The sequence below is a fragment of the Ruegeria sp. BHSC276 genome, assembly GCF_059612945.1.
This window is the reverse complement of the sequence record NZ_JBXWRP010000005.1, coordinates 135,316-156,286: the sequence shown is the minus strand read 5'-3', so window position 1 is coordinate 156,286 and position 20,971 is coordinate 135,316. Positions and strand designations below refer to the sequence as shown.

Sequence of the window (20,971 nt, the reverse complement as noted above, 5' to 3'; positions counted from 1 at the left end):
ACTGCACATAATTTGTGCAGTTTGTGAACGGAGAGCCCAATGAAAATCGGTTGCCCAAAAGAAATCAAACCGCAGGAGTTCCGCGTCGGCATGACCCCGAACGCCGCGCAGGAGGCCGTCGCGCGCGGGCATGAGGTCATCATCGAACGCGGCGCCGGCCTGGGGTCGGGGTTTGACGACGAGGCCTATGTCGCCGCCGGTGCCCGCATCGTGGACACCGCCGCCGAGGTCTTCGCCACCGCCGGGATGATCGTCAAGGTCAAGGAACCCCAGGCGGTCGAACGCAAGATGCTGCGCGAAGGCCAGGTGCTGTTCACCTATCTGCACCTCGCCCCCGATCCCGAGCAGACCAAGGATCTGCTGGCGTCGGGCTGCACCGCGATCGCCTATGAAACCGTGACCGATGCCAATGGCGGGCTGCCGCTGCTGGCACCGATGTCCGAAGTCGCCGGGCGCCTGGCCCCGCAGGTCGGCGCGTGGACGCTGCAAAAGGCCAATGGCGGGCGCGGCGTGTTGATGGGCGGCGTGCCAGGCGTGGGGCCGGCCAAGGTCGTGGTGATCGGCGGCGGGGTGGTCGGCACCCACGCGGCCCGCATCGCTGCCGGGATGGGCGCGGATGTCACGGTTCTGGACCGCTCGCTGCCGCGGCTGCGGTATCTGGACGATGTGTTCCGCGGCCAGTTCAAGAACCAGTACTCGACCGCCGGCGCCACGGCCGAGCTGATCCGCGATGCCGACATGGTGATCGGCGCGGTTCTGATTCCGGGCGCGGCCGCGCCGAAACTTATCAGCCGCGCTCAACTGTCGACCATGAAGCCCGGCGCGGTTCTTGTGGACGTGGCCATCGACCAGGGCGGGTGTTTCGAAACATCGAAACCCACCACCCATGCCGACCCGATTTACGAGGTCGACGGCATCATGCACTACTGCGTGGCCAACATGCCGGGCGCGGTCGCCCGCACCTCGACCATCGCCCTGGGCAACGCAACCATGCCCTTCATGCTGGCGCTGGCCGACAAAGGCTGGCGGCAGGCCTGCCAGGACGACCCGCACCTGCTGGCCGGGCTGAACGTCCATGCCGGGCAGTTGACCTACTACGCCGTCGGCAAGGCGCTGGGGATCGACGTGGTTTCCCCGTCGGTCGTGATCAAGGGCTGATCCCGCCTCGGCCAGAAACAACGGCGCCGCGCGAAACGCGCGGCGCCACGCCCAACCGAAACAGGGCATTTCCAATGCCCGACTGACGGGCGGGAGCGCTCAGCCCTCTTTGTGGATCTCCACCGAATGCGGATAGGGGATCGAGATGCCCTTGGCATCGAACGCCTCTTTCACCGCCTTGGTCAGATCGAACTTGACGTCCCAATAGTCGGCGGCGGCACACCACAGGCGCGCGGTCAGATCGACCGAGCTGTCGCCCAGGTTGGTCACACGCACCCAGGGCTCGGGGTCGGCATGAACGCGGCCATCCGCCTTTGCGACATCCAGAATGATCTTCATCGCCTCGTCGGCGCTGTCGCCATAGTCGATCCCGAACACCAGGTCGACGCGCCGCGTGTCATGGGCCGAGTAGTTGGTGATGATCGACCCCCAAGCCTGACCGTTCGGCACGATGATCTGAACGTTGTCCGGCGTCACCAGTTCGGTGGTGAACAGGTTCAGGTCTTTCACCGTTCCCGCCGTCCCGCCGATATCGACAAACTGACCCAGCTTGTAAGGCCGGAACACGACCAGCATCACACCGGCGGCAAGATCGCTGAGCGTACCTTGCAGCGCAAGACCGATCGCCAGCGAGGCGGCGCCCAGAATGGCCACGATGCTGGTTGCCTGAATGCCGAAGATGCCAAGGACGGCGACCAGGACAATGGCCAAGATCACCCATTTGACCGTACTGGCGGCGAAATTCCCAAGGGTCGGGTCTATCTGCGGGGTCCGGTTGATACGATTTCGGACAACGCCCGAAATCGACCCCGCAGCGATCCACCCTAAAACCAGAACGATCAGCGCCTTGCCCGCGCTGATCACCAACGGCCACGCCTGGCCCGCCATATCCATTGCTTGATCCATCTGTCCCCTCCCGTCTGTTTCGGAACGGCAACCCCGAACGGGTTGCCGAAAGCGCACTTATGTTTTCAAAGCGTCGCGGATCTCCATGAGAATATCCAACTCGCTGGGTCCTGCCGGCGCCTCTTCCGCTGACTCTTCTTGTTTCGCAGCGGCATCCTTCACCCGTTTCACCATCTTGACCAGAAGGAAGACCACCCAGGCGATGATCAAAAAGTTGATGACCGCCATGATGAACGCCCCATAGGCAAAAATCGAAGCGCCGGTTTCCCTCGCAGCCTCGAGGCTGGCACCTTCCGGAACATCGCCGGCCAGAACGGCATAGTTGTTGGTAAAGTCGACGCCACCCGTGAACAGCCCGATGAGCGGGTTGATCAGATCGCCGACCAGCGAAGTGACGATTGCGGTAAAGGCTGCCCCGATGATGATACCGACAGCCATATCCATGACATTGCCCTTGGCAACAAATGATTTGAATTCCTCGAGCATTTCGTCCCCGTGCGTTTCAATTCGCGCATATACGCATCATTCGATATCTCTTTTCCACGAACCTTGTGCAGTATTTCATGGGAAACAGCACAAACTTTTCCCCAAAATGCATCTTTTGGGCATCGTTCATGCTTGGGGCGCACGGCCGAATTTCAGAACCAAAAAATCCTCCGGACCGAGATGCCGCCCGGCCTGCCGACTGTCGCCGCGGCCAGCCTGTAAATATACCGAACACGTGTCGGGCTGCAGCCTCTGTTCCGGTCAACCGGGCAGCTTCCCGGTCAGAACATATCGCAGGATCTCGACCACCTGGCGCGGCTCTTCGGCCACCGCCAACGCGGCAGCATCGACCTCTTTCAGCGCATGCTGATGTTCGGGGCCGTGCAGCACGATGATCGACTTGCCCAAGGCGGCAGCATAGCCCGCATCAAAAGCCGCGTTCCACTGTTTGTACTTGTCCCCGAACCGCACCACGACGACATCGGCATCGGCGATCCCCTTGCGGGTTCGGATCGCGTTGACCATCGCGCCTTTGTGGTCGTGCCAGTACTTGTTCGGCTCGGCCCCCAGAATGGCGACTCCGCAATCGTCGCTGGCCGCATGATCGGTCACTGGGCTGTTGAACGTGACGTCCAGCCCTTGCGCGCCTTCGATGATCTGTTCGCGCCAATCCGTGTGGATCTCGCCCGACAGGTAGACATTCAATCCCATTGCAGCCTCCTCATTTTGCTTCTGGCCCTGTTTACTGCCCAATCCCGCAAAGCCCAACGCGGAAGTTGCCTGCCGATGCGGCGCTGGCTTCACAGCTTGCGGGCCACCAGATAGCGCGAGGGCGGTTTCACCGGGAAATTCCCGCTTTCGATGATCTCGAACCCGGCCCTTTCAATGGTCGTTTCCAGCGTCTTGATGTCGAACTGGCTGACGAATGGCGCCTTGCCCAAAAGCTGCATGACCGGCAGCAGCAGCTTCAGCAAGCCGAACTTGAACCCCAAACCACCTTGGGCAAGACACGGCGTTTTTGAAATGAACAGGCCGCCGGGTTTCAACACCTCATGAACCCCGGCCAGCGTCGCGTCGAGATCCCGGATCAGGTGTAGCAGATTGAACGCCATTACCACATCAAAGGTCCCATTCGGGGGGCGGTTCGCGTCTGCCTCGACAAAGACGACGTTTTCGATCTGCTCCTCTTGGGCCAGCCTCTGCCCCACGGCCAACATGCCTGGAGAGACATCGCTCGCCGTGATCGTAGCCGCATGGCGGGACAGCCGCAGCGCGGTGCGCCCCGTTCCGCAGCCCAGTTCCAGCACCTGATCGGTCGGCTTCAAATAGGACACCGTGCGTTGCAACGTGTGCTCGTAGGACTCCATGTCCCGGATCGGGGATTTCGCGTATTTCTCGGCGATACCATCCCAGAATTTGGTTGTGGCGGTCATGTCGGCTCTCCTTTGAGCGCAAGGTAGTGATACGCGTTTCAAAGGTGAATTGCCGAAATTCGCAGAATCTTTATACATTCATGCATGGATGATCCGCGCAAATTCGACTGGAACCATATCCGCGCCTTTCTGGCCACGGCCGAGACCGGCTCGCTTTCGGCGGCGGCACGACGATTGGACCAGACACAACCGACCCTCAGCCGCCAGATCGCCGCGCTTGAATCCGACCTGGGCGTGATGCTGTTCGAACGGGTCGGCCGGTCACTTCAGATCACCACCGCCGGGATCGAGCTGTTGGAGCACACACGGACCATGGGCGCAGCTGCAGATCGCATTGCGCTGGCGGCGTCCGGTCAGGCGCAGTCGATCGAGGGGCAGGTGCGGATCACCGCAAGCGACGTGATGTCGGCCTATATCTTGCCGGATCTGCTGCGCAAGATCCGCGCGCAGGCTCCGAAACTGCGGATCGACGTGATCGCCGCGAACGACATCCGCGATCTGATGCGGCGCGAGGCGGATATCGCCATCCGCCATGTCCGCCCCGACCAGCCAGACCTGATCGCAAAACTGGTGCAAGAAGCTGACGGGCATTTCTATGCCGCCTCCGCCTACCTGAACCGCGCTGGACGTCCCAAATCACTGTCAGACTTGTCCCGGCACGAGTTCATCAGTTTCGGCGACACAGCCCAGATGATCGCCTATTTCGAACCGATCGGCCTGCACCTCACGGAAGAAAACTTCCGGCTGGGGTCGCAGAACGGCATCGTCGCGTGGGAGTTTGCCCGGCAGGGCTTTGGCATCGCGCCCATGTCCGAGCCGGTGGGCAATGCCACGCCGGGTATGGAGCGTGTGCTTCCCGACATGGAGCCGCTGCGGTTCCCGATCTGGCTGACCACCCATCGCGAACTGCATACCAGCCGCCGCATCCGGCTGGTCTTTGACCTGCTGGCGGAGTTCTTCGCAAAATGAAACACGCGCGCCACAGGCGCGCGTGTCACTTCGGGTTCACGCCACCTCAGCCGCGCAGAACCCCGCCGGTGGCCTTGGTGACCTTGGCGATGATCTTTTCCGCCACCGTCTCGATGTCTTTTTCCTTCAGAGTCTTTTCCGTCGGCTGCAGACGAACGGTGATGGCCAGAGATTTCTTGCCCTCACCCAAGCTGCCGCCGATGAACTCATCGAACACGCGCACCTCTTCGATCAGCGCCTTGTCGGCTCCGGCAGCGGCATTCACGAGCGTCAGCGCCTCGACATCGGCATCGACGACAAAGGCAAAGTCACGCTCGACCGCCTGCAGGTCGCGCAGTTCCAGCGCCGAGCGGGTGGTGCCGGATTTGCGCGGCAGCGGCACCTCGTCCGGCCAGATGGTGAAGGCCACGGCCGGACCCTTGATGTCCAGCTGCTGCAGCACGCGCGGATGAAGTTCGCCGAACACGCCCAGCACCTTTTTGGGGCCCAGGCAGATCTTGCCGTGGCGGCCCGGATGCCACCAGGCATCGCCATCGCGCAGGATCTGCACCTTGGCCGGGGCACCGATGGCGGCCAGCACAGCCTCGGCATCGGCCTTGGCGTCGAACACGTCGACCGCGCGGGTGGTGCCATGCACATCCTTGGGTCCGGTCCGTCCGACCAGAAGGCCCGCGATCTGGGTGCGTTCCTCGCCGGGTTCACCGCCGAAAAAGACGGGGCCGACCTCGAACAAGGCCAAATCGGCAAAGCCGCGCGCCTGGTTGCGGGCCGCGGCCTGCAGCAGGCCGGGCAGCAGGTCCGGGCGCATGTGGCTCATTTCGGACGAGATCGGGTTTTCCAGCATTGTCGCGTCATCGCCGCCGCCGAACAGCGCGGCCGAGGCCCTATCGATGAAGGTATAGCTGACGCATTCATTGTACCCCAGCGCCGCGCAAGTGCGCCGCGCCATCGACTGACGCCGCTGGGCCGGAGTCATGACCGGCTTGGGAATACCGTCCGTGACGCGCGGCAGCGGCTTGCCCTGCAGCTTGGTCAGCGAAGCGATGCGGGCAACCTCCTCGACCAGATCGGCCTCGCCTTGGATGTCGGGGCGCCAACTGGGCACATGGGCCATATCGCCTTCCAGCCGGAAGCCCAGCCGCGTCAGGGTCTGGCGCTGCTCGCTTTCGGGGATGTCCATGCCCACCAGCGACTGCACCCGCGCGGCATCCAGCCGATAGGCGCGCGAATGGTCCGGCGCCTTGCCGGCTTCGACCACCTTCGAAACCTCACCGCCGCAGATATCCAGGATCAATTGGGTCGCGTGCTCCAACCCTTCCAGCGTGTATGCCGGATCGACCCCGCGTTCGAACCGGTATCGCGCGTCCGAGTTGATCTTGAGCGCGCGCCCCGCCAGCGCGATCTGGACATGATCCCAAAAGGCGCTTTCCAGGAACACGTTCACCGTGTCTTCGGTACAGCCGGTCTCTTGCCCGCCCATGATGCCGGCGATGGATTCCGGGCCGTTGTCGTCGGAAATCACCATCATGCCGGGCTGCAGCGTGTATTCCTTTTCATCCAGCGCCACCAGCTTCTCACCGCCCTTGGCGCGGTGCACCCGCAGGTTGCCCTTGACCTTGTCGGCGTCAAAGACGTGCAGCGGGCGGTTGCTGTCGAAGGTCATGTAGTTGGTGATGTCCACCAAGGCCGAGATCGGACGCAGGCCGATCGCCTTCAGCTGATCCTGCAGCCATTGCGGGCTGGGGCCGTTCTTGACGCCGCGGATCAGGCGGCCGGTGAAATGCGGGCAGCCATCCAGCGTGTCGTCTTCGATCGTCACCTTGATCGGGCTTTCGAAATCCCCCGGCACCGGGGCATAGTCGCGCTGCTTCAACTTGCCCAGACCCCGCGCCGCCAGATCGCGCGCGATGCCCGCAACGCCCAGCGCATCGGGGCGGTTGGGGGTGATGGCGATCTCGATCACCGGGTCGATCTTGGCGGGGTCGTTCTCGGCCAGCCAGTCGACGAACCGCTGGCCCACCTCGCCCGAGGGCAGCTCGATGATGCCGTCGTGCTCGTCCGACAGTTCCAGCTCGCGCTCGGACGCCATCATGCCAAAGCTTTCGACGCCGCGGATCTTGCCGACCTGGATGGTGGTGTCGATGCCGGGCACATAGGTGCCGGGCTTGGCGACGACCACGGTGATGCCTTCGCGCGCATTCGGGGCGCCGCAGATGATCTGCTTTTCGCCCTCGTCGGTCTCGACCTTGCAGACACGCAGCCGGTCGGCATCGGGGTGCTTCTCGGCATGTTTCACGTAACCGAGGGTGAAATCCTTGAGCCGCTCGGCGGGGTTGATGACCTCTTCGACCTCGAGCCCGAGATCGGTCAGCGCCTCGGCGATTTCGTCAACCGAGGCGTCGGTGTCCAGGTGGTCTTTCAGCCAGGAGAGGGTGAATTTCATTGCACGCGGCCTTTTTTGGCAAACATCCAGTCGGCACAGGCAATGGCAAAGAATGGGCCAAGGTGCAAGCCTTGGGCGGGGTGGATGGCCCAACCTGTGCGCTTTGCGCCAAGCCGCGCCATCGCCAGACCGCATCGGAACCTTATTGAGAAACTCTGGGAGATCTAAGGCGTCGCCTATCCCAAATCAAGCTTTACGCCGTAGTGACCTTCGCTGATACCGTCGTCCCACCCGCCTACAATCACAGCGTCCAGTTCGACTTCTGGCAAGCAGCCCAGCCTTTTCTTTAGCATTCGCCGCCAAGAAACGGCGTCATCGCGCGACAGGTGACCTACCTTTTTGCCATTGATCGTAACAGCTACCGCGTTTTCATCGTGCGGATTGTCGGATTCGCAGATTAGGACGGCGACACAAAGAAGTTCTTTTCCACCCTCAGTCTTAGGTCCCGCGATCTGCTCCAGGGCGCTCTGATAGAATGACTCGCCTACGATCTCTTGGCTGTATGAACCGTCGCCATCTAGCTTTATTCGGCGCGGCGATTGCTGACTACCATCGCCCTTTTTCCCAAAAAGCCAGCCAAGCATCTACCGACTAAGTCCCCCATGCAGGTTCGGCATATCCAGCGCCGCAAACCCATAGTGGCGCAGCCAGCGCAGGTCGGAATCAAAGAACGCCCGCAGATCCGGGATGCCGTATTTCAGCATCGCCAGACGGTCGATGCCGATGCCGAAGGCAAAGCCCTGATAGACCTCGGGATCGATCCCGCCGGCGGCGATCACCTTGGGGTGGACCATGCCGGAGCCCAGAATCTCCATCCAGTCGTCGCCCTCGCCGATCTTCAGCTGGCCGTTGTCCCACGAACAGCGGATATCGACCTCGGCCGAGGGTTCTGTGAACGGGAAATGCGAGGCGCGGAAGCGCAGTTCGACGTCGTCAACCTCGAAGAACGCCTTGACGAATTCCTCCAGAACCCATTTCAGGTTCGCCATCGAGATATCCTTGTCGATGGCCAGGCCTTCGACCTGATGGAACATCGGCGTGTGGGTCTGGTCATAGTCGGCGCGATAGACGCCGCCCGGGCAGATCACGCGGATCGGAGCGCCCTGCTTCTCCATCGAGCGGATTTGCACCGGCGAGGTATGGGTGCGCAGCACATGCGGCGGGCGATTGTCGCCCGGCGCGCGGTGCATGTAGAACGTGTCCATCTCGGCCCGCGCGGGGTGGTGGCCGGGGATGTTCAGCGCGTCGAAATTGTACCAGTCGGTTTCGATCCGGGGGCCTTCGGCGACGGAAAAGCCAAGCTCGGCAAAGATCGCGGTCAGCTCCTCGGTGGCCTGGCTGACCGGGTGGATCGAGCCCTGGCGGCGCGGGCGCACGGGCAACGTCACGTCCAGCCACTCGGTCCGCAGACGTTCATCCAGCGCGGCATCGGCCAATGCGGCCTTCTTGGCGGCCAGCGCCGCGTTGATCTCGTCCTTCAGCGCGTTCAGCGCGGGGCCGGCGACCTGGCGTTCCTCGGGCGTCATCTTGCCCAGTTCGCGCATCTTCAGCGCCACTTCGCCCTTTTTGCCCACCGCGGCCACGCGGATCGCTTCCAGCGTGCTTTCGTCGCCTGCGTCAGCGATCTGACCCAGGTATTTTGCCTTAAGATCGTCCATGACGGTCCCCTGAATTCTGTTGCTGTCCTGCTATCACAGCAGCGCGCGAAAGCAAGAGGGCCGGGCCGCGCGATCAGGTCGCGCGCAGAACCGCTGCCTGTCGATCACACCGGACCGGGCGGATCGTGGGGCCATAGCCCTGCGGATGGGTCCGAAGTTCGGGGAACAGCGCAAACAGTTCGCGTGCGGCCTCCTGTTCCAGCCCCGCGAGCGCCTCCTGCCCCGGAAAGAAGCTCTCGGACACAAGACCCGAAGTGGTGACCAGCTGGTGCCGGTCGAAGAACAGGTGGACATAGCGGACGATGTCGCAGGGCTGCACGGTGACGGTATCGCCGTTGACCAGCGACTTGGCCGGAACCAGAACCTCATCCTCGCCGAACAGAAGCTGGGCTTGCCAGCCGCCGAAAAGAATGCGGTGCTGGGGCGAGACCAGAATGTCTGTCGTGGCGCCCAGAACACCCGCGCGGATGCGCACCGGCGCGAACCGGCCGACACCGCGCACCGTGCGGCCACCGATCCAACGCACCCGGCAGGGGCCGTCATCGACGGTCAGGACCGTGTCGCCGGGCTGCAGCGTCTCGATCCGGCGGGGCCGCTCGGGGGTATCCACCAAGGTTCCTGCCGTGAAACAGGCGGCCCCGGTATCCCCGGGCGATAAGGGGCCATATGTCAGCGTGTCAGGATCGGGCTGGTTGAACTGCAGGGTCGTCGTGGTCTGGTTCGGCCCGACCAGCACCGGCAGGTTGACCGAGGTTTCCCCGGCCGCCAGCCCATCGAACGCGACGATGTTCTGCGTGCCGCCACCGATGTCGTAGAAATCGATCACCTCACCCGTGGCGGTGTTGGTCAGCGCATAGGCTTCGTAATTGTTGGGGCCGCCGCCATTCGGGTCGGTCAAGAGGATCGGGAAATCATCGGCCGAGATGACATAGACGATCTCGTTGTTGTCCGGGTCCACGGTGACTTGAATGGCCGGATCGTCCAGCGGAATTTCGATCCCGACCTGCCCGTTGGCCTGATAGAAGGACACGGTGAAATCCGCCGGGTCTTCGTCCGGGCGAAGTGACACCTCCAGGAACTCGGACACGCCCGAACTCGCGGCATAGGCATTGGAATAGTGCAGCTCACTGATACGCGCCATGTCAGTACCACGCTCGGAAAACCTGACCCGAATATATCGCGCAAACGCCGCCGCCGAACAAGGCGCGATGCGGGAAAGTGGCTAACAGGCCCCTAATTGCAACAGGTCGCGGTCAGTAGCTGTATTCGGGGTAGATCCGCGTCAGATCGCCCTGCCAGTCGCCGTGGTAATGCTCGAGCAGTTCGTCGGCCGGTACTTTGCCGGACTGGATGCTTTCCTTCAGCGCGTTCAGGAAATGCGTCTCGTCCGGGACAAGCCCACCCGCACCCGGCCGCGCCCGCGCCTTCAGGCCGGACTCGGCAATGGCCAACACCTCGCGCGCCAGATCGTGCATGTTGATGCCGCCGACCTGCGCCTGCAGCCCGTCCCGGGCCGCGGCCACGCGCAGCCCCTCGCGGGTTTCGGCGTCCCAGCCCTTGACCAAATCCCATGCGGCATCCAGCGCGGACTGGTCATAGGTCAGCCCCACCCAGAAGGCGGGCAGCGCGCACAGGCGGCGCCACGGGCCGCCGTCAGCCCCGCGCATTTCCATGAATTTCTTGATCCGCGCCTCGGGGAAGGCGGTGGTCAGGTGGTCGGCCCAATCCGAAAGCGTCGGCGTCTCGCCCGGCAGCGCGGGCAGCTTGCCCTGCAGGAAATCGCGGAACGACATGCCCAGCGCGTCGATATACTTGCCGTCGCGATAGACGAAATACATCGGCACATCCAAGGCATATTCTACGTAGCGCTCGAACCCGAAGCCGTCCTCGAACACGAAGGGCAACATGCCGGTGCGCGCGTCATCCAAATGCCGCCAGATATAGCTGCGCCAGCTTTTGTGGCCATTGGGCTTGCCCTCGAAGAAGGGCGAGTTGGCAAACAGCGCGGTCGCCACCGGCTGCAGAGCCAGCGCCACGCGCAGCTTCTGCACCATGTCCGCCTCGGAGCCGAAATCGATGTTGACCTGAACCGTGCAGGTCCGGCGCATCATGGCGCGGCCCATGTCGCCGACCTTTTCCATGTAGTCGTTCATCAGGACATACCGGCCCTTGGGCATCAGCGGCATGTCCTCGTGCTTCCAGATCGGTGCGGCGCCCAGCCCGATGAAGCCCACGCCGATCTTGTCGGCGATGTCCTTCACGTCACGCAGATGCGCGTTCACCTCGTCGCAGGTCTCGTGGATGGTCTCAAGTGGCGCGCCCGACAGTTCCAGCTGCCCGCCCGGTTCCAGCGAGACATTGGCACCATCCTTTTCCAGCCCGATCAGCTTGCCCGCCTCTTCCACCGGGGTCCAGCCATGCCCGTCGCGCAGCCCCTCCAGCACCGCCAGGATCGAGCGTTCGCCTTCATAGGGCAGCGGCTTCAGCGTGTCCTTGCAATAGCCGAATTTCTCGTGCTCGGTCCCGATGCGCCATTCGCTTTTGGGTTTGCAGCCATCGGCCAGGTATTCGGCCAGTTGTTCGTGGCGTTCGATCGGCCCGCCGCCGGACTGAGGGATGGACATGAACCGTGCTCCGATCCTGATGTGTCGAGTCGTGGGGGTCAGTGGTGGTCGCAATCTCCCCCGGTGTCAATGCATCCTCAGTTCAATCGGATGTGTGCCGGACGCGAGGGGTGGCGTTCCCAGATCACCACCGGATGCGACGCCCCGGCCCTCAGTTCCGACAGCATCCGCTCGGTCCGTAGCCCCGGCAGGGCCGAGAACACGTCGAACAGCGCCTCGGCCCCCTCGGCATTCACGGGAATGTGAAGCGGCGGCTGGCCGGGCTGCTGCAGCACCCAATGCGCGGGGCTGGCGGTGGGGTCCAGCGTCAGGCTCTCGATTTCGCGGGTGGCGACGATGCCGCCGTCCAACGGCCCCAGATAGGCAATCTGCCCTTCATCCACAGACACCAGGCCCGGCCCGCCCGCGCCCAGCCGGAACCGCGCGCGCTGTATGCCGATCACGGCCAGCGCGACCGAGACCACCACAAGCACCCAGCCCAACCAGCCCAGCAACCCGCCCGGACCGCCGATCCAGCTGAGGCCAAGGATCAGAACGAACCCGGCGGCCAGCACCTCGCGCCAGCGCCACAGGGCCAGTTTGGCTTCGGGTCGGATAAAACTCATGACGCGGCCTCCATCTGATCGCTGAACAGGACCAGTGAAAAGGTCCCAGCAGGGGCAAACCCAATCGCAACATAAGCACGCATGGCGGCTTGTGAAGCCAAAAACAATACGGCCCTTCGGACGTCAGCGGGTTCGCGTAGCCGCGCCGGGCGCCGCATCAGGACCAATCCCCCAGCGACTGCTGCCAAAGGGTCATCGCGGCCACCGCCGCCGTATCGGCCCGCAGGATTCGCGGCCCCAGGCTGACCACATGCGTGAACGGCAGATCCTTCAGCCGCTGGCGCTCGGCATCGGAAAACCCGCCCTCGGGGCCGATCAGGATGGCCCAGGGCCGACCCTTGTCCTGCGCGGCCAGGCGCAGGGCCGACCCGGCCTCGGCCTCGTCGCAGAACATCAGCTGGCGGCCGTCGGGCCAGTTGTCCAAAAGCTTGTCCAGCCGCTGTAGGTCGCAGACCTCGGGCACGAAGGTGCCGCCGCATTGCTCGGCCGCCTCGACCGCGTGGGCCTGCAGACGGTCCTGGCGGATGCGTTCGGAATTGGTGAAGGCGGTCTGGACCGGCATGATCTTCGCGGCCCCCATCTCGGCCGCCTTTTCGACGATGAAATCGGTGCGCGCCTTCTTGATCGGAGCAAACAGCAGCCACAGGTCCGGCGGCAGTTGCAGTGGTCGGGTCTGTTCAAGACAGCTCAGAACGCCGCCGCGTTTGCCCGCCTCGGCCACCTGCGCCAGCCACTCGCCATCGCGGCCGTTGAACAGGGCCACCTGCCCGCCCACGGCCAGACGCATCACGCCGAACAGGTAATGGGCCTGCTCGCGCGTCAAAGGAACCGATTGCCCCGCACCCAAAGGGTGATCTACATACAGCCTGATCTTCGCACTCATGAGACCCTACATATGCAAGGCAATGCCCCAACACCAGACGGTCAGGTCGCCGACGCCGTTACCGGCAACTGGGTCGATACCCGCGCCCCGGCCTTTGCCCGCCCCTATCTGCGGCTGTCGCGCGCGGACCGGCCGATCGGGACGTGGCTGCTGCTGATACCGTGCTGGTGGGGCCTGGCGCTGGCGATCCTGCATGACGGTCAGCCGCGGTGGGGCGACCTCTGGATTGCCGCGGGGTGCGCGGCCGGGGCCTTTCTGATGCGTGGCGCGGGTTGCACCTGGAACGACATCACCGACCGCAAGTTCGACGCACAGGTCGCCCGCACGCGCTCGCGGCCCATCCCCTCGGGTCAGGTCAGCGTGCGGCAGGCCGTGATCTGGATGGGCATCCAGTGCCTTCTGGCGCTCGCGATCCTGCTGACCTTCAACCAGGCGGCCATCGCGATGGGCGTCCTGTCACTGCTGCCGGTGACGATCTATCCCTATGCCAAGCGCTTCACCTGGTGGCCGCAGGTGTTTCTGGGGCTGGCCTTCAACTGGGGCGCCCTGCTGGCCTGGGCGGCGCATCGCGGCACGGTCGAATGGCCCGCGATCCTGCTGTACCTGTCCGGCATCGCTTGGACGCTGTTCTACGACACGATCTATGCCCACCAGGACGCCGAGGATGACGAGCTGATCGGCATCAAGTCCACCGCGCGCCTGTTCGGGACCGACACCGCGAAATGGCTGAAGTATTTCCTTGTGGCGACCGTGGCGCTGATGGGGCTGGCCATCGTCGAGGCCGCCCTGCCCGATGCCAGTTTCCTGGCACTGGTCGTGGCCATCGGCGGGCCGTGGGCGATGGGGTGGCACATGGCGTGGCAACTGCGCGGGCTGGACATCGAAGACAACGCGAAACTGCTGCAACTGTTTCGCGCCAACCGGGATACCGGCCTGATTCCGCTCATCTTCCTTTGCGTCGCATTGCTGCTGTGATTGCACCGCTGTACCGCAGCCTGTAAAACCCGACCTCAATCGCCCGAGAAGATCGAAGCCTGTCCATGCGCCTGCCCTACTTCCTGACATCAGCCGTGGTCTTTGCCCTGTCGGCCGCCCTCTGCCTGCTGGCCGCCAGTTTCGCCGTGACCCGGGTCGAGGAAGACTCGGAATTGGCCGTACGCAGGGCGCTGAGCCTGCAAGGTCACGAATGGGCCGAGGTCGAGGCCGACGGGTTGCGCGTCGTTCTGACCGGCACGGCGCCCGACGAGGCCACCCGCTTTGCCGCACTGACCGCCGCAGGATCCGAGGTGGATACTTCGCGCGTCATCGACGAGATGGACGTGGCGCCCACCGCCGACCTCGCGCCGCCGCGCTTCTCGGCCGAAATCCTGCGCAATGACAGCGGCATTTCGGTGATCGGCCTGATCCCGGCCAGCGTGGACCGAAACGCATTGGTGCAGCGGCTGCAAAGGCTGGACACAAGCGTTTCGGTATCGGACCTGATGGAAACCGCCGACTACCCCAAACCCAAAGGCTGGGATGCCGCCATCGACTATGCCGTGCTGGCCCTGTCGAGGCTCCCGCGGGCCAAGATCTCGGCCAGCCCCGAACTGGTCAAGATCACGGCCATTGCCAACAGCCGGAAAGAAAAGGAAACGCTGGAACAGGAACTGACCCGCGCCGCGCCGCCCGGCCTGCGCATCGGGCTGGCGATCTCGGCGCCGCGTCCGGTAATCACGCCGTTTACCCTGCGCTATCTGGTCACGGACGAGGGCGGGCGGTTCGATGCCTGTTCGGCGCAGGATGAACAGGCCCGCGATGCCATCATCGCCGCCGCGCAACAGGCCGGGCTGACCGGGCCCTATTCCTGTACGATCGGGCTGGGCGTGCCTTCACCCCGTTGGGCCACCGCCGCCGCGCTGAGCATCAAGGCGCTGGCCGAAATCGGGCGCGGCTCGGTGACGCTGTCGGATGCCGACATCTCGTTGATCGCCGAACCCAGCACCGATCCGGCCTTGTTCGAGAGGGTCGTGGGCGAATTGGAAAACGCCCTGCCCGAGGTTTTCGCCCTGCATGCAGTGCTGCAGAAACCCGAAACCGACAAGCAGGACGGCCCGGTCGAATTCACCGCGACGCGCAGCCCGGAAGGCTTGGTGCAGCTGCGCGGGCGCCTTGGTGACGAACTGCAACGCGAGATGATCGACAGCTATGCCCGCGCTGCGTTCGGATCCGACGTGGTTCATGCCGCCGCCCGCGTTGTCGACGGCCTGCCCCAATCCTGGCCCGTACGGGTCCTGGCCGGGCTTGAAGCCCTGTCCTGGCTGAACAATGGCGTTCTTACAGTAACGCCAGACACGGTGGCGATTTCCGGTATGAGCCATGATGAGACTACACGGGCCCAGATCGCCGGCCTGCTGTCCGAGAAACTGGGCGAAGGGCAGGATTTCGACCTGTCGATCACCTATGAACCTGCCCCCGAGCCCGAAGACGCCCTGCCCGACCCCGAGGACTGCATCGCCCGCATCGCCCAGGTCCAGTCCGAGCGAAAGATCACATTCGAGCCGGGCTCGGCCACGGTCTCTGCCGACTCACGCGACAGTTTGAACCGGATCGCCGACATCCTGCGCGAATGCGGACCGATCCGAATGGAAATCCAGGGCCACACCGACAGTCAGGGCCGCGAGGAAATGAACCAGACTCTCAGCCAGGCACGCGCGCAGTCCATTCTGAACGAATTGCGCGCCCGGCGGGTGCCGACCTCGAGCTTTTCGGCCGTGGGGTACGGTGAAGCCCAGCCGATCGCAGACAACGGAACCGAAGAAGGCCGCGAAGAGAACCGCCGGATCGAGTTTCTCCTGATCAGGCCCGAACCGGTCGCCCCCGAGGAAACCGGGCTCGAGGCGCTGGAAACTCCGGCCGGGGCGGAAGCAACCGAGCAAGCGCAAGACAACGCACAAGAAAACGTGTCCGACACGGACGCAGAGGACCAGTAAGTTGAACAGAACCGAATTCATCATCGCCACCGCCCTGATCCTGTTCGCAGCCTTCTGCATGGGCTGGTTCGCGAACTGGCTGGTGCATCGTCTGACCCGGGTCCGGCAGAGCGACGTGGCTGATCTGGACCGCATGAGCCAGGAGTTGCACGAGGCCGAAGAAGCGCGCGATCAGGCCATCACCTATCTGCAGCAGCGCGAGGCGGAACTGACCAACCAACTGACCCAGACCGAGGCCGAGCTGGCCGCGGCCATGGACGGGCTGCGCGCCGCACGTGAGGAAGCCGAGGAATTGCGCGGCCGGATCAACAACGCCGACTGAGCGCCTACCAGCGCGACAGAGCGTCCTCGTCCTCGTCCTTGGCGGCAACCCAATCGGCCCCGGATGCAGTGATTTCCTTCTTCCAGAACGGGGCGCGGGATTTCAGGTAATCCATCAGGTATTCAGCGGCTTCGAACGCATCCTTGCGGTGCGGGGCTGCCGTTGCGACCATCATGATCCGGTCGCCCGGAGCCAGCCGCCCATGGCGATGGATCACCAGCACATCACCCAGCGACCACCGGTTTTTGGCTTCCTCGGCGATCTTGGCGATGGCGCGTTCGGTCATCCCGGGATAGTGCTCGATCTCCATGCAGGCCAGATCGGTCTGCGCCAGATCACGCACGACGCCGGTAAAAGTGACGATGGCGCCATTGGCCGTGTCACCCGCGGCAAAGGCATTGGCCTCGGCCCCCAGATCGAACGGCTCTTGCTGGACGGAAATCCGCATCGCCCTACCCGCCGGTCATGGGTGGGAAAAAGGCCACTTCGCGGACACCGGTCAGGGGCGCGTCGAAATCCGACAGTTCCTGATCCAGCGCAACCCTCAGGGCCGACAGGTCGGCAAACGCCGCCGCATAGCGGTCTTCGCGGGCGCTGAGTTCCGCCACCAGATCGGACACCGTGGCGGCGCTGGTTTCGACCTTTTCCTTCGGCACGCCGATCCGCTCGCGGACCCAAGCGAAATACAAGACATCCATGCGTCAGCCCTCCTTCAAATGGGGCAAGGCTTTACGTAGGTAGTCGTAGCCGGTGATCAATGTCAGCGTCGCCGCGACCCACAGCAGCCACAACCCGATGCGGCCCGACCAGAACATGCCATCCAGCTTCCATTGCAGGCCCGAGATGTCCTCGACCTGGCCCGACAGGATCTGGTCGATCAGGTCGGTATCCATGCCATAGGTAGACATGACGAAATAGTGCTCGAAAATGCCTTGCGAAAACAGCACGGCGATCGCCACCATCTGCGCGGTCGTCTTCCATTTGGCCAGCTTCGTGACCTTGAGAGTTCCGGCCACGTCGCCCAGATACTCACGCAGGCCCGAGACGAAGACCTCGCGGAACAGGATCACGGTGGCGGGCAGCACCAGCCAGGGCGTCCAGTGCTCGGTCGAATAGCCCACCAGGATCATTAGCGCGATCACCACCATCGCCTTGTCGGCGATCGGGTCCAGCATCGCGCCCATCTTGGTTTCCTGCTTCCACGCGCGCGCCAGATAGCCGTCGAACCAATCGGTTATGGCCGCCGACAGGAATAGGATCAGCGCGAACCAATCGGCATAGGGCCGCGTGAAATACAGAAACATCACCGCCAGGCCGGGCGCGGCCAGAAGGCGCAGCAAAGTCAGAATATTCGGCAGGTTCCACTTCATGCGCCGGACCCTACAACCATGGCCGGGAACAGAAAAGACGGCATAACAAAAAACTGCCCAGAACGCAGGTGTTTGGGCCACGGCAGATCATTCCGTCGCAGGCCGCCGCTCGATGACCGTTTCCCCCTTGGCGCGGCGCGAAGAACGGGTCAGGTTGCGCGGGTATCGGCAGCCAGGAAAGATCCGCCCCGTGACCTCACATATCAGAACCGATGCGCGCGCCAACCTGACCGGCAGCGCCTGGATGATCGCGGCCATGGCTGGGTTCGCCCTGGAGGACGCGCTGTTGAAAAGTACAGCCAAAGTGCTCCCCATCTGGCAGGTTCTGGTGCTGTTCGGGCTGGGCGGGGCGCTGATTTTCGCCGGGTTCGCGTTGCTACAGGGGCGGCGGTTGCTGCACCCCGATGTCCTGTCCAAGCCGATGAAGATCCGAGTGCTGTTCGAAGTCTTCGGTCGCCTGTTCTATGTGTTGGCCATCGCCCTGACGCCGCTGTCCTCGGCCACGGTGATCCTGCAGGCCACGCCGCTGGTCGTGGTGGCGGGTGCCGCGTTGTTCTTCGGGGAAACCGTCGGCTGGCGACGCTGGAGCGCCATCATGGTCGGACTGATCGGAGTGGTGATCATCATCCAGCCAACCGGAGACAGTTTCTCGGCCCTGTCCATTCTTGCGGTGCTGGGAATGCTGGGCTTTGCCGGCCGCGATCTGGCCAGCCGCGCCGCCCCTGCCACGCTGGGGACCACCGTTCTTGGGTTTTACGGCTTTCTGTCAATTGTCGTTGCCGGTGGTCTGTACCTGGTTTTCGAGGGCGCCGCCGTGGTGCCGGTGGACGCCCAAACCGCCCTGCATCTGACCGGAGCCGTGGTGATGGGGGCGGTGGCCTATGCTTCGCTAATGCTGGCCATGCGGACGGGTGAAGTGTCGGCCGTGACCCCGTTTCGCTATACCCGCCTTATTTTCGGCATCGGGCTGGGCGTGCTGATCTTTGACGAACGTCTGGACCAGGCCATGTGGCTGGGCAGCGCGCTGATCGTGGCCTCGGGGCTGTACATTCTGTGGCGCGGGCGCCAGCGGAATCAGCCTTTTTCGTGAAAGAAATCATAGACCTTCTGCGCCAGACCGGCCGAGATCCCGTCCACCGCCTTCAGATCCGCCAGATTGGCGCGGCTGACCGCCTTGGCGCTGCCGAAATGCGCCAGCAGTGCGCGTTTACGGGCCGCGCCCACGCCCGGGATTTCATCGAGCGGCGTCGCTCCCATCGCCTTGGCGCGTTTGGCGCGATGGGTGCCGATGGCAAAGCGGTGCGCCTCGTCCCGTAGCCGCTGAATGAAATACAGAACCGGGTCGTTGCGCTTCAGGGCAAAGGGGCGCTGGCCGATGCGGTGGAACTCTTCCTTGCCATGGTCGCGATCGACGCCCTTGGCGACACCGACCATTGGGATGTCCTCGACCCCATGCGCCTGCATGATCTCGTGCACGGCGCTCACCTGCCCCGCGCCCCCGTCGATCAGCAGCAGATCGGGCCACATGCCCTTGTCGCGGTCGGGGTCCTCTTTCAGCAGGCGGGTGAAGCGGCGGGTCAGCACCTCTTTCATCATGCCGAAATCGTCGCCCGGCGTCAGGTCGTCGCCGCGAATGTTGAACTTGCGATAGGCATTCTTGATGAACCCATCGGGACCGGCCACGATCATCGCACCCACCGCGTTGGTGCCTTGGATATGCGAGTTGTCATAGACCTCGATCCGGTTCGGCGGCGCGTCCAGATCAAAGGCCTCGGCCAGACCGCGCAGGAGCTTGGCCTGCGTCGCGCTTTCCGACATGCGGCGGGCCAGCGCCTCGCGCGCGTTGCGCAGCGCGCCAGAGACCAGCTCGAGCTTTTCGCCCCGCTGCGGCACCAATATCTCGACCTTGCGGCCGGCCTTTTCGGACAGGGCCTGCTGCATCAGGTCCGCGTTTTCGATCCCGTCCGACAGGATCAGTTGGCGCGGCGGTTCCTTGTTGTCGTAGAACTGACCCAGAAAGGCCTCCATCACCTCGGCCGAGGAGACGTCGGGCCCGACCCTTGGATAGAAATCGCGGTTGCCCCAGTTCTGGTTGGCACGGATGAAGAACACCTGAACGCAGGCCTGACCGCTGTCCATGTAGAGGCCGATCACATCCGCCTCGGCCACACCGCGTGGGTTGATGCCCTGCGCCGTCTGTACCTGCGTCAGCGCGCGGATCCGGTCGCGCAGGGCGGCGGCACGCTCGAACTCCATCGCGTCCGAGGCCTCCTGCATCTGCGCGGCCAGTTCCTCTTGGATACGGGTCGAGCGTCCGGACAGGAACCGCTCGGCGTCGCGCACGCTTTCAGCATAGTCGGCCTGCGAAATCATGCCCACGCACGGCCCCGAACAGCGCTTGATCTGATAGAGCAGGCAGGGCCGGGTGCGACTGTCGAACATCGAATCCGAACAGTTGCGCAGCAGAAACGCCTTCTGCAGCTGGTTCAGCGTGCGGTTCACCGCGCCCGCGCTGGCGAAGGGGCCGAAATAGGCGCCCTTTTCCTTCTTGGCCCCGCGATGTTTCTTGATCTGCGGAAACGGGTGGTCCTTGGCGACGAGTATGTTGGGAAAGCTTTTGTCGTCGCGCAGCAGCACGTTGTATTTGGGCTTGAGCTGCTTGATCAGGTTCTGCTCCAGCAGCAGCGCCTCGGTCTCGGTCCGGGTGGTCAGGAACATCATCGACGCGGTCGAGGCGATCATCCGCTCGATCCGGGGCGAATGTCCCGGTCGGGTGTAGTTCGACACCCGCGCTCGCAGGTTGCGCGCCTTGCCGACATACAGAACCCGGCTGTCCGCATCCAGCATCCGATAGACACCCGGCGAACTGTCCAATGTCTTCACATAGCGCTGGATGCAGGCGTAACCCGTGATTTCAGGATCAGCTTGAGATCTGTTGTCCGCGGTCATGCTCATCAGATACGATTCTCTGCCCGTGGCTGCAATCTTGCGCGCCCCAGATCAAGAGAAAACAAATCCACGATTCCTGTGGATAACTGTGCGGACAAGTTTCCCTGAACTGGAATTCTTCCTTGAATCCTTGCGTTTTCTCCGCCTTGCACAAAAAATAGGCGGAATATCAAGCTATTGTTTTTGCATGAAA

Annotated in this window: 21 protein-coding genes; 6 read left to right on the top strand and 15 right to left on the bottom strand. The window is 63.5% G+C overall.

What is annotated here, in order from left to right:
- Positions 1–39 precede the first annotated feature (39 nt).
- Positions 40–1,158, top strand: a complete 1,119-nt coding sequence (gene ald / locus AC2FMD_RS09825; RefSeq protein WP_496741487.1) for an alanine dehydrogenase — start codon at positions 40–42, stop codon at positions 1,156–1,158.
- Between the two features lie 99 nt (positions 1,159–1,257).
- On the opposite strand, the gene AC2FMD_RS09820 is transcribed toward ald, so the two are convergent.
- The 4 genes from AC2FMD_RS09820 to AC2FMD_RS09805 all read right to left on the bottom strand — a co-directional run bounded on the left by AC2FMD_RS09820 (position 1,258) and on the right by AC2FMD_RS09805 (position 3,983).
- The gene (locus AC2FMD_RS09820; RefSeq protein ID WP_496681805.1) at positions 1,258–2,064 is read right to left on the bottom strand and encodes a mechanosensitive ion channel family protein; all 807 of its coding nucleotides are present in this window, start codon (positions 2,062–2,064) and stop codon (positions 1,258–1,260) included.
- 57 nt (positions 2,065–2,121) lie between these two features.
- The gene (gene mscL, locus AC2FMD_RS09815; protein WP_496741485.1) at positions 2,122–2,550 is read right to left on the bottom strand and encodes a large conductance mechanosensitive channel protein MscL; all 429 of its coding nucleotides are present in this window, start codon (positions 2,548–2,550) and stop codon (positions 2,122–2,124) included.
- Positions 2,551–2,811: 261 nt separating this feature from the next.
- Complete coding sequence (locus AC2FMD_RS09810; RefSeq protein WP_005979113.1) at positions 2,812–3,261, bottom strand: YtoQ family protein; 450 nt, start codon at positions 3,259–3,261, stop codon at positions 2,812–2,814.
- Between the two features lie 89 nt (positions 3,262–3,350).
- Positions 3,351–3,983 carry a class I SAM-dependent methyltransferase gene (locus AC2FMD_RS09805; protein ID WP_496741483.1) on the bottom strand — a complete coding sequence of 211 codons (633 nt, stop codon included), beginning with the start codon at positions 3,981–3,983 and terminating at the stop codon, positions 3,351–3,353.
- 84 nt (positions 3,984–4,067) lie between these two features.
- Between AC2FMD_RS09805 and AC2FMD_RS09800 the strand changes: the two genes are divergently transcribed.
- Positions 4,068–4,952, top strand: coding sequence for a LysR family transcriptional regulator (locus AC2FMD_RS09800; protein ID WP_496681811.1), 885 nt, complete (start codon positions 4,068–4,070; stop codon positions 4,950–4,952).
- A 46-nt stretch (positions 4,953–4,998) separates the two neighbouring features.
- Here AC2FMD_RS09800 and pheT read toward each other — a convergent pair whose 3' ends face one another.
- The 7 genes from pheT to AC2FMD_RS09765 form a co-directional block, all read right to left on the bottom strand.
- Positions 4,999–7,395, bottom strand: coding sequence for a phenylalanine--tRNA ligase subunit beta (gene pheT, locus AC2FMD_RS09795; RefSeq protein ID WP_496794969.1), 2,397 nt, complete (start codon positions 7,393–7,395; stop codon positions 4,999–5,001).
- Positions 7,396–7,571: 176 nt separating this feature from the next.
- Positions 7,572–7,979: a hypothetical protein gene (locus AC2FMD_RS09790; RefSeq protein ID WP_496794968.1), complete on the bottom strand. Its 408-nt coding sequence runs from the start codon at positions 7,977–7,979 to the stop codon at positions 7,572–7,574.
- The gene (pheS, locus tag AC2FMD_RS09785) at positions 7,980–9,053 is read right to left on the bottom strand and encodes a phenylalanine--tRNA ligase subunit alpha (protein ID WP_496794967.1); all 1,074 of its coding nucleotides are present in this window, start codon (positions 9,051–9,053) and stop codon (positions 7,980–7,982) included.
- A 73-nt stretch (positions 9,054–9,126) separates the two neighbouring features.
- Positions 9,127–10,194, bottom strand: coding sequence for a Hint domain-containing protein (locus tag AC2FMD_RS09780; protein ID WP_496794966.1), 1,068 nt, complete (start codon positions 10,192–10,194; stop codon positions 9,127–9,129).
- A 112-nt stretch (positions 10,195–10,306) separates the two neighbouring features.
- Positions 10,307–11,677 (bottom strand): glutamate--cysteine ligase, encoded by a 1,371-nt coding sequence (locus AC2FMD_RS09775; protein ID WP_496741476.1) that lies wholly within the window; start codon positions 11,675–11,677, stop codon positions 10,307–10,309.
- Between the two features lie 77 nt (positions 11,678–11,754).
- Entirely contained in the window at positions 11,755–12,282 is a 528-nt protein-coding gene (locus AC2FMD_RS09770) for a hypothetical protein (protein ID WP_496712247.1), read from the bottom strand.
- A gap of 157 nt (positions 12,283–12,439) precedes the next feature.
- Complete coding sequence (locus AC2FMD_RS09765; RefSeq protein ID WP_496741474.1) at positions 12,440–13,165, bottom strand: 16S rRNA (uracil(1498)-N(3))-methyltransferase; 726 nt, start codon at positions 13,163–13,165, stop codon at positions 12,440–12,442.
- Between the two features lie 12 nt (positions 13,166–13,177).
- Here AC2FMD_RS09765 and ubiA point away from each other — a divergent pair, with 12 nt between their 5' ends.
- The 3 genes from ubiA (at position 13,178) to AC2FMD_RS09750 (ending at position 16,459) form a co-directional block, all read left to right on the top strand.
- Positions 13,178–14,140 carry a 4-hydroxybenzoate octaprenyltransferase gene (ubiA, locus tag AC2FMD_RS09760; RefSeq protein ID WP_496712245.1) on the top strand — a complete coding sequence of 321 codons (963 nt, stop codon included), beginning with the start codon at positions 13,178–13,180 and terminating at the stop codon, positions 14,138–14,140.
- Between the two features lie 65 nt (positions 14,141–14,205).
- A complete protein-coding gene (locus AC2FMD_RS09755) occupies positions 14,206–16,137 on the top strand; it encodes an OmpA family protein (RefSeq protein ID WP_496681828.1) in 1,932 nt (643 codons plus the stop codon).
- Between the two features lies 1 nt (position 16,138).
- Positions 16,139–16,459, top strand: coding sequence for a hypothetical protein (locus AC2FMD_RS09750; protein ID WP_496681830.1), 321 nt, complete (start codon positions 16,139–16,141; stop codon positions 16,457–16,459).
- Positions 16,460–16,463: 4 nt separating this feature from the next.
- Here AC2FMD_RS09750 and AC2FMD_RS09745 read toward each other — a convergent pair whose 3' ends face one another.
- From AC2FMD_RS09745 to pgsA, 3 genes are read right to left on the bottom strand one after another with little or no spacing between them, the layout of a single operon-like run.
- Positions 16,464–16,907 carry a molybdenum cofactor biosynthesis protein MoaE gene (locus AC2FMD_RS09745; protein ID WP_170342340.1) on the bottom strand — a complete coding sequence of 148 codons (444 nt, stop codon included), beginning with the start codon at positions 16,905–16,907 and terminating at the stop codon, positions 16,464–16,466.
- Positions 16,908–16,911: 4 nt separating this feature from the next.
- Positions 16,912–17,157 carry a molybdopterin converting factor subunit 1 gene (gene moaD, locus AC2FMD_RS09740; RefSeq protein WP_496681834.1) on the bottom strand — a complete coding sequence of 82 codons (246 nt, stop codon included), beginning with the start codon at positions 17,155–17,157 and terminating at the stop codon, positions 16,912–16,914.
- 3 nt (positions 17,158–17,160) lie between these two features.
- Positions 17,161–17,829: a CDP-diacylglycerol--glycerol-3-phosphate 3-phosphatidyltransferase gene (pgsA, locus tag AC2FMD_RS09735; RefSeq protein WP_496741472.1), complete on the bottom strand. Its 669-nt coding sequence runs from the start codon at positions 17,827–17,829 to the stop codon at positions 17,161–17,163.
- 190 nt (positions 17,830–18,019) lie between these two features.
- Between pgsA and AC2FMD_RS09730 the strand changes: the two genes are divergently transcribed.
- Complete coding sequence (locus tag AC2FMD_RS09730) at positions 18,020–18,919, top strand: DMT family transporter (RefSeq protein ID WP_496794993.1); 900 nt, start codon at positions 18,020–18,022, stop codon at positions 18,917–18,919.
- Here AC2FMD_RS09730 and uvrC read toward each other — a convergent pair.
- Entirely contained in the window at positions 18,904–20,778 is a 1,875-nt protein-coding gene (uvrC, locus tag AC2FMD_RS09725; protein WP_496712243.1) for an excinuclease ABC subunit UvrC, read from the bottom strand. The genes AC2FMD_RS09730 and uvrC overlap by 16 nt on opposite strands.
- Positions 20,779–20,971: the final 193 nt, after the last annotated feature.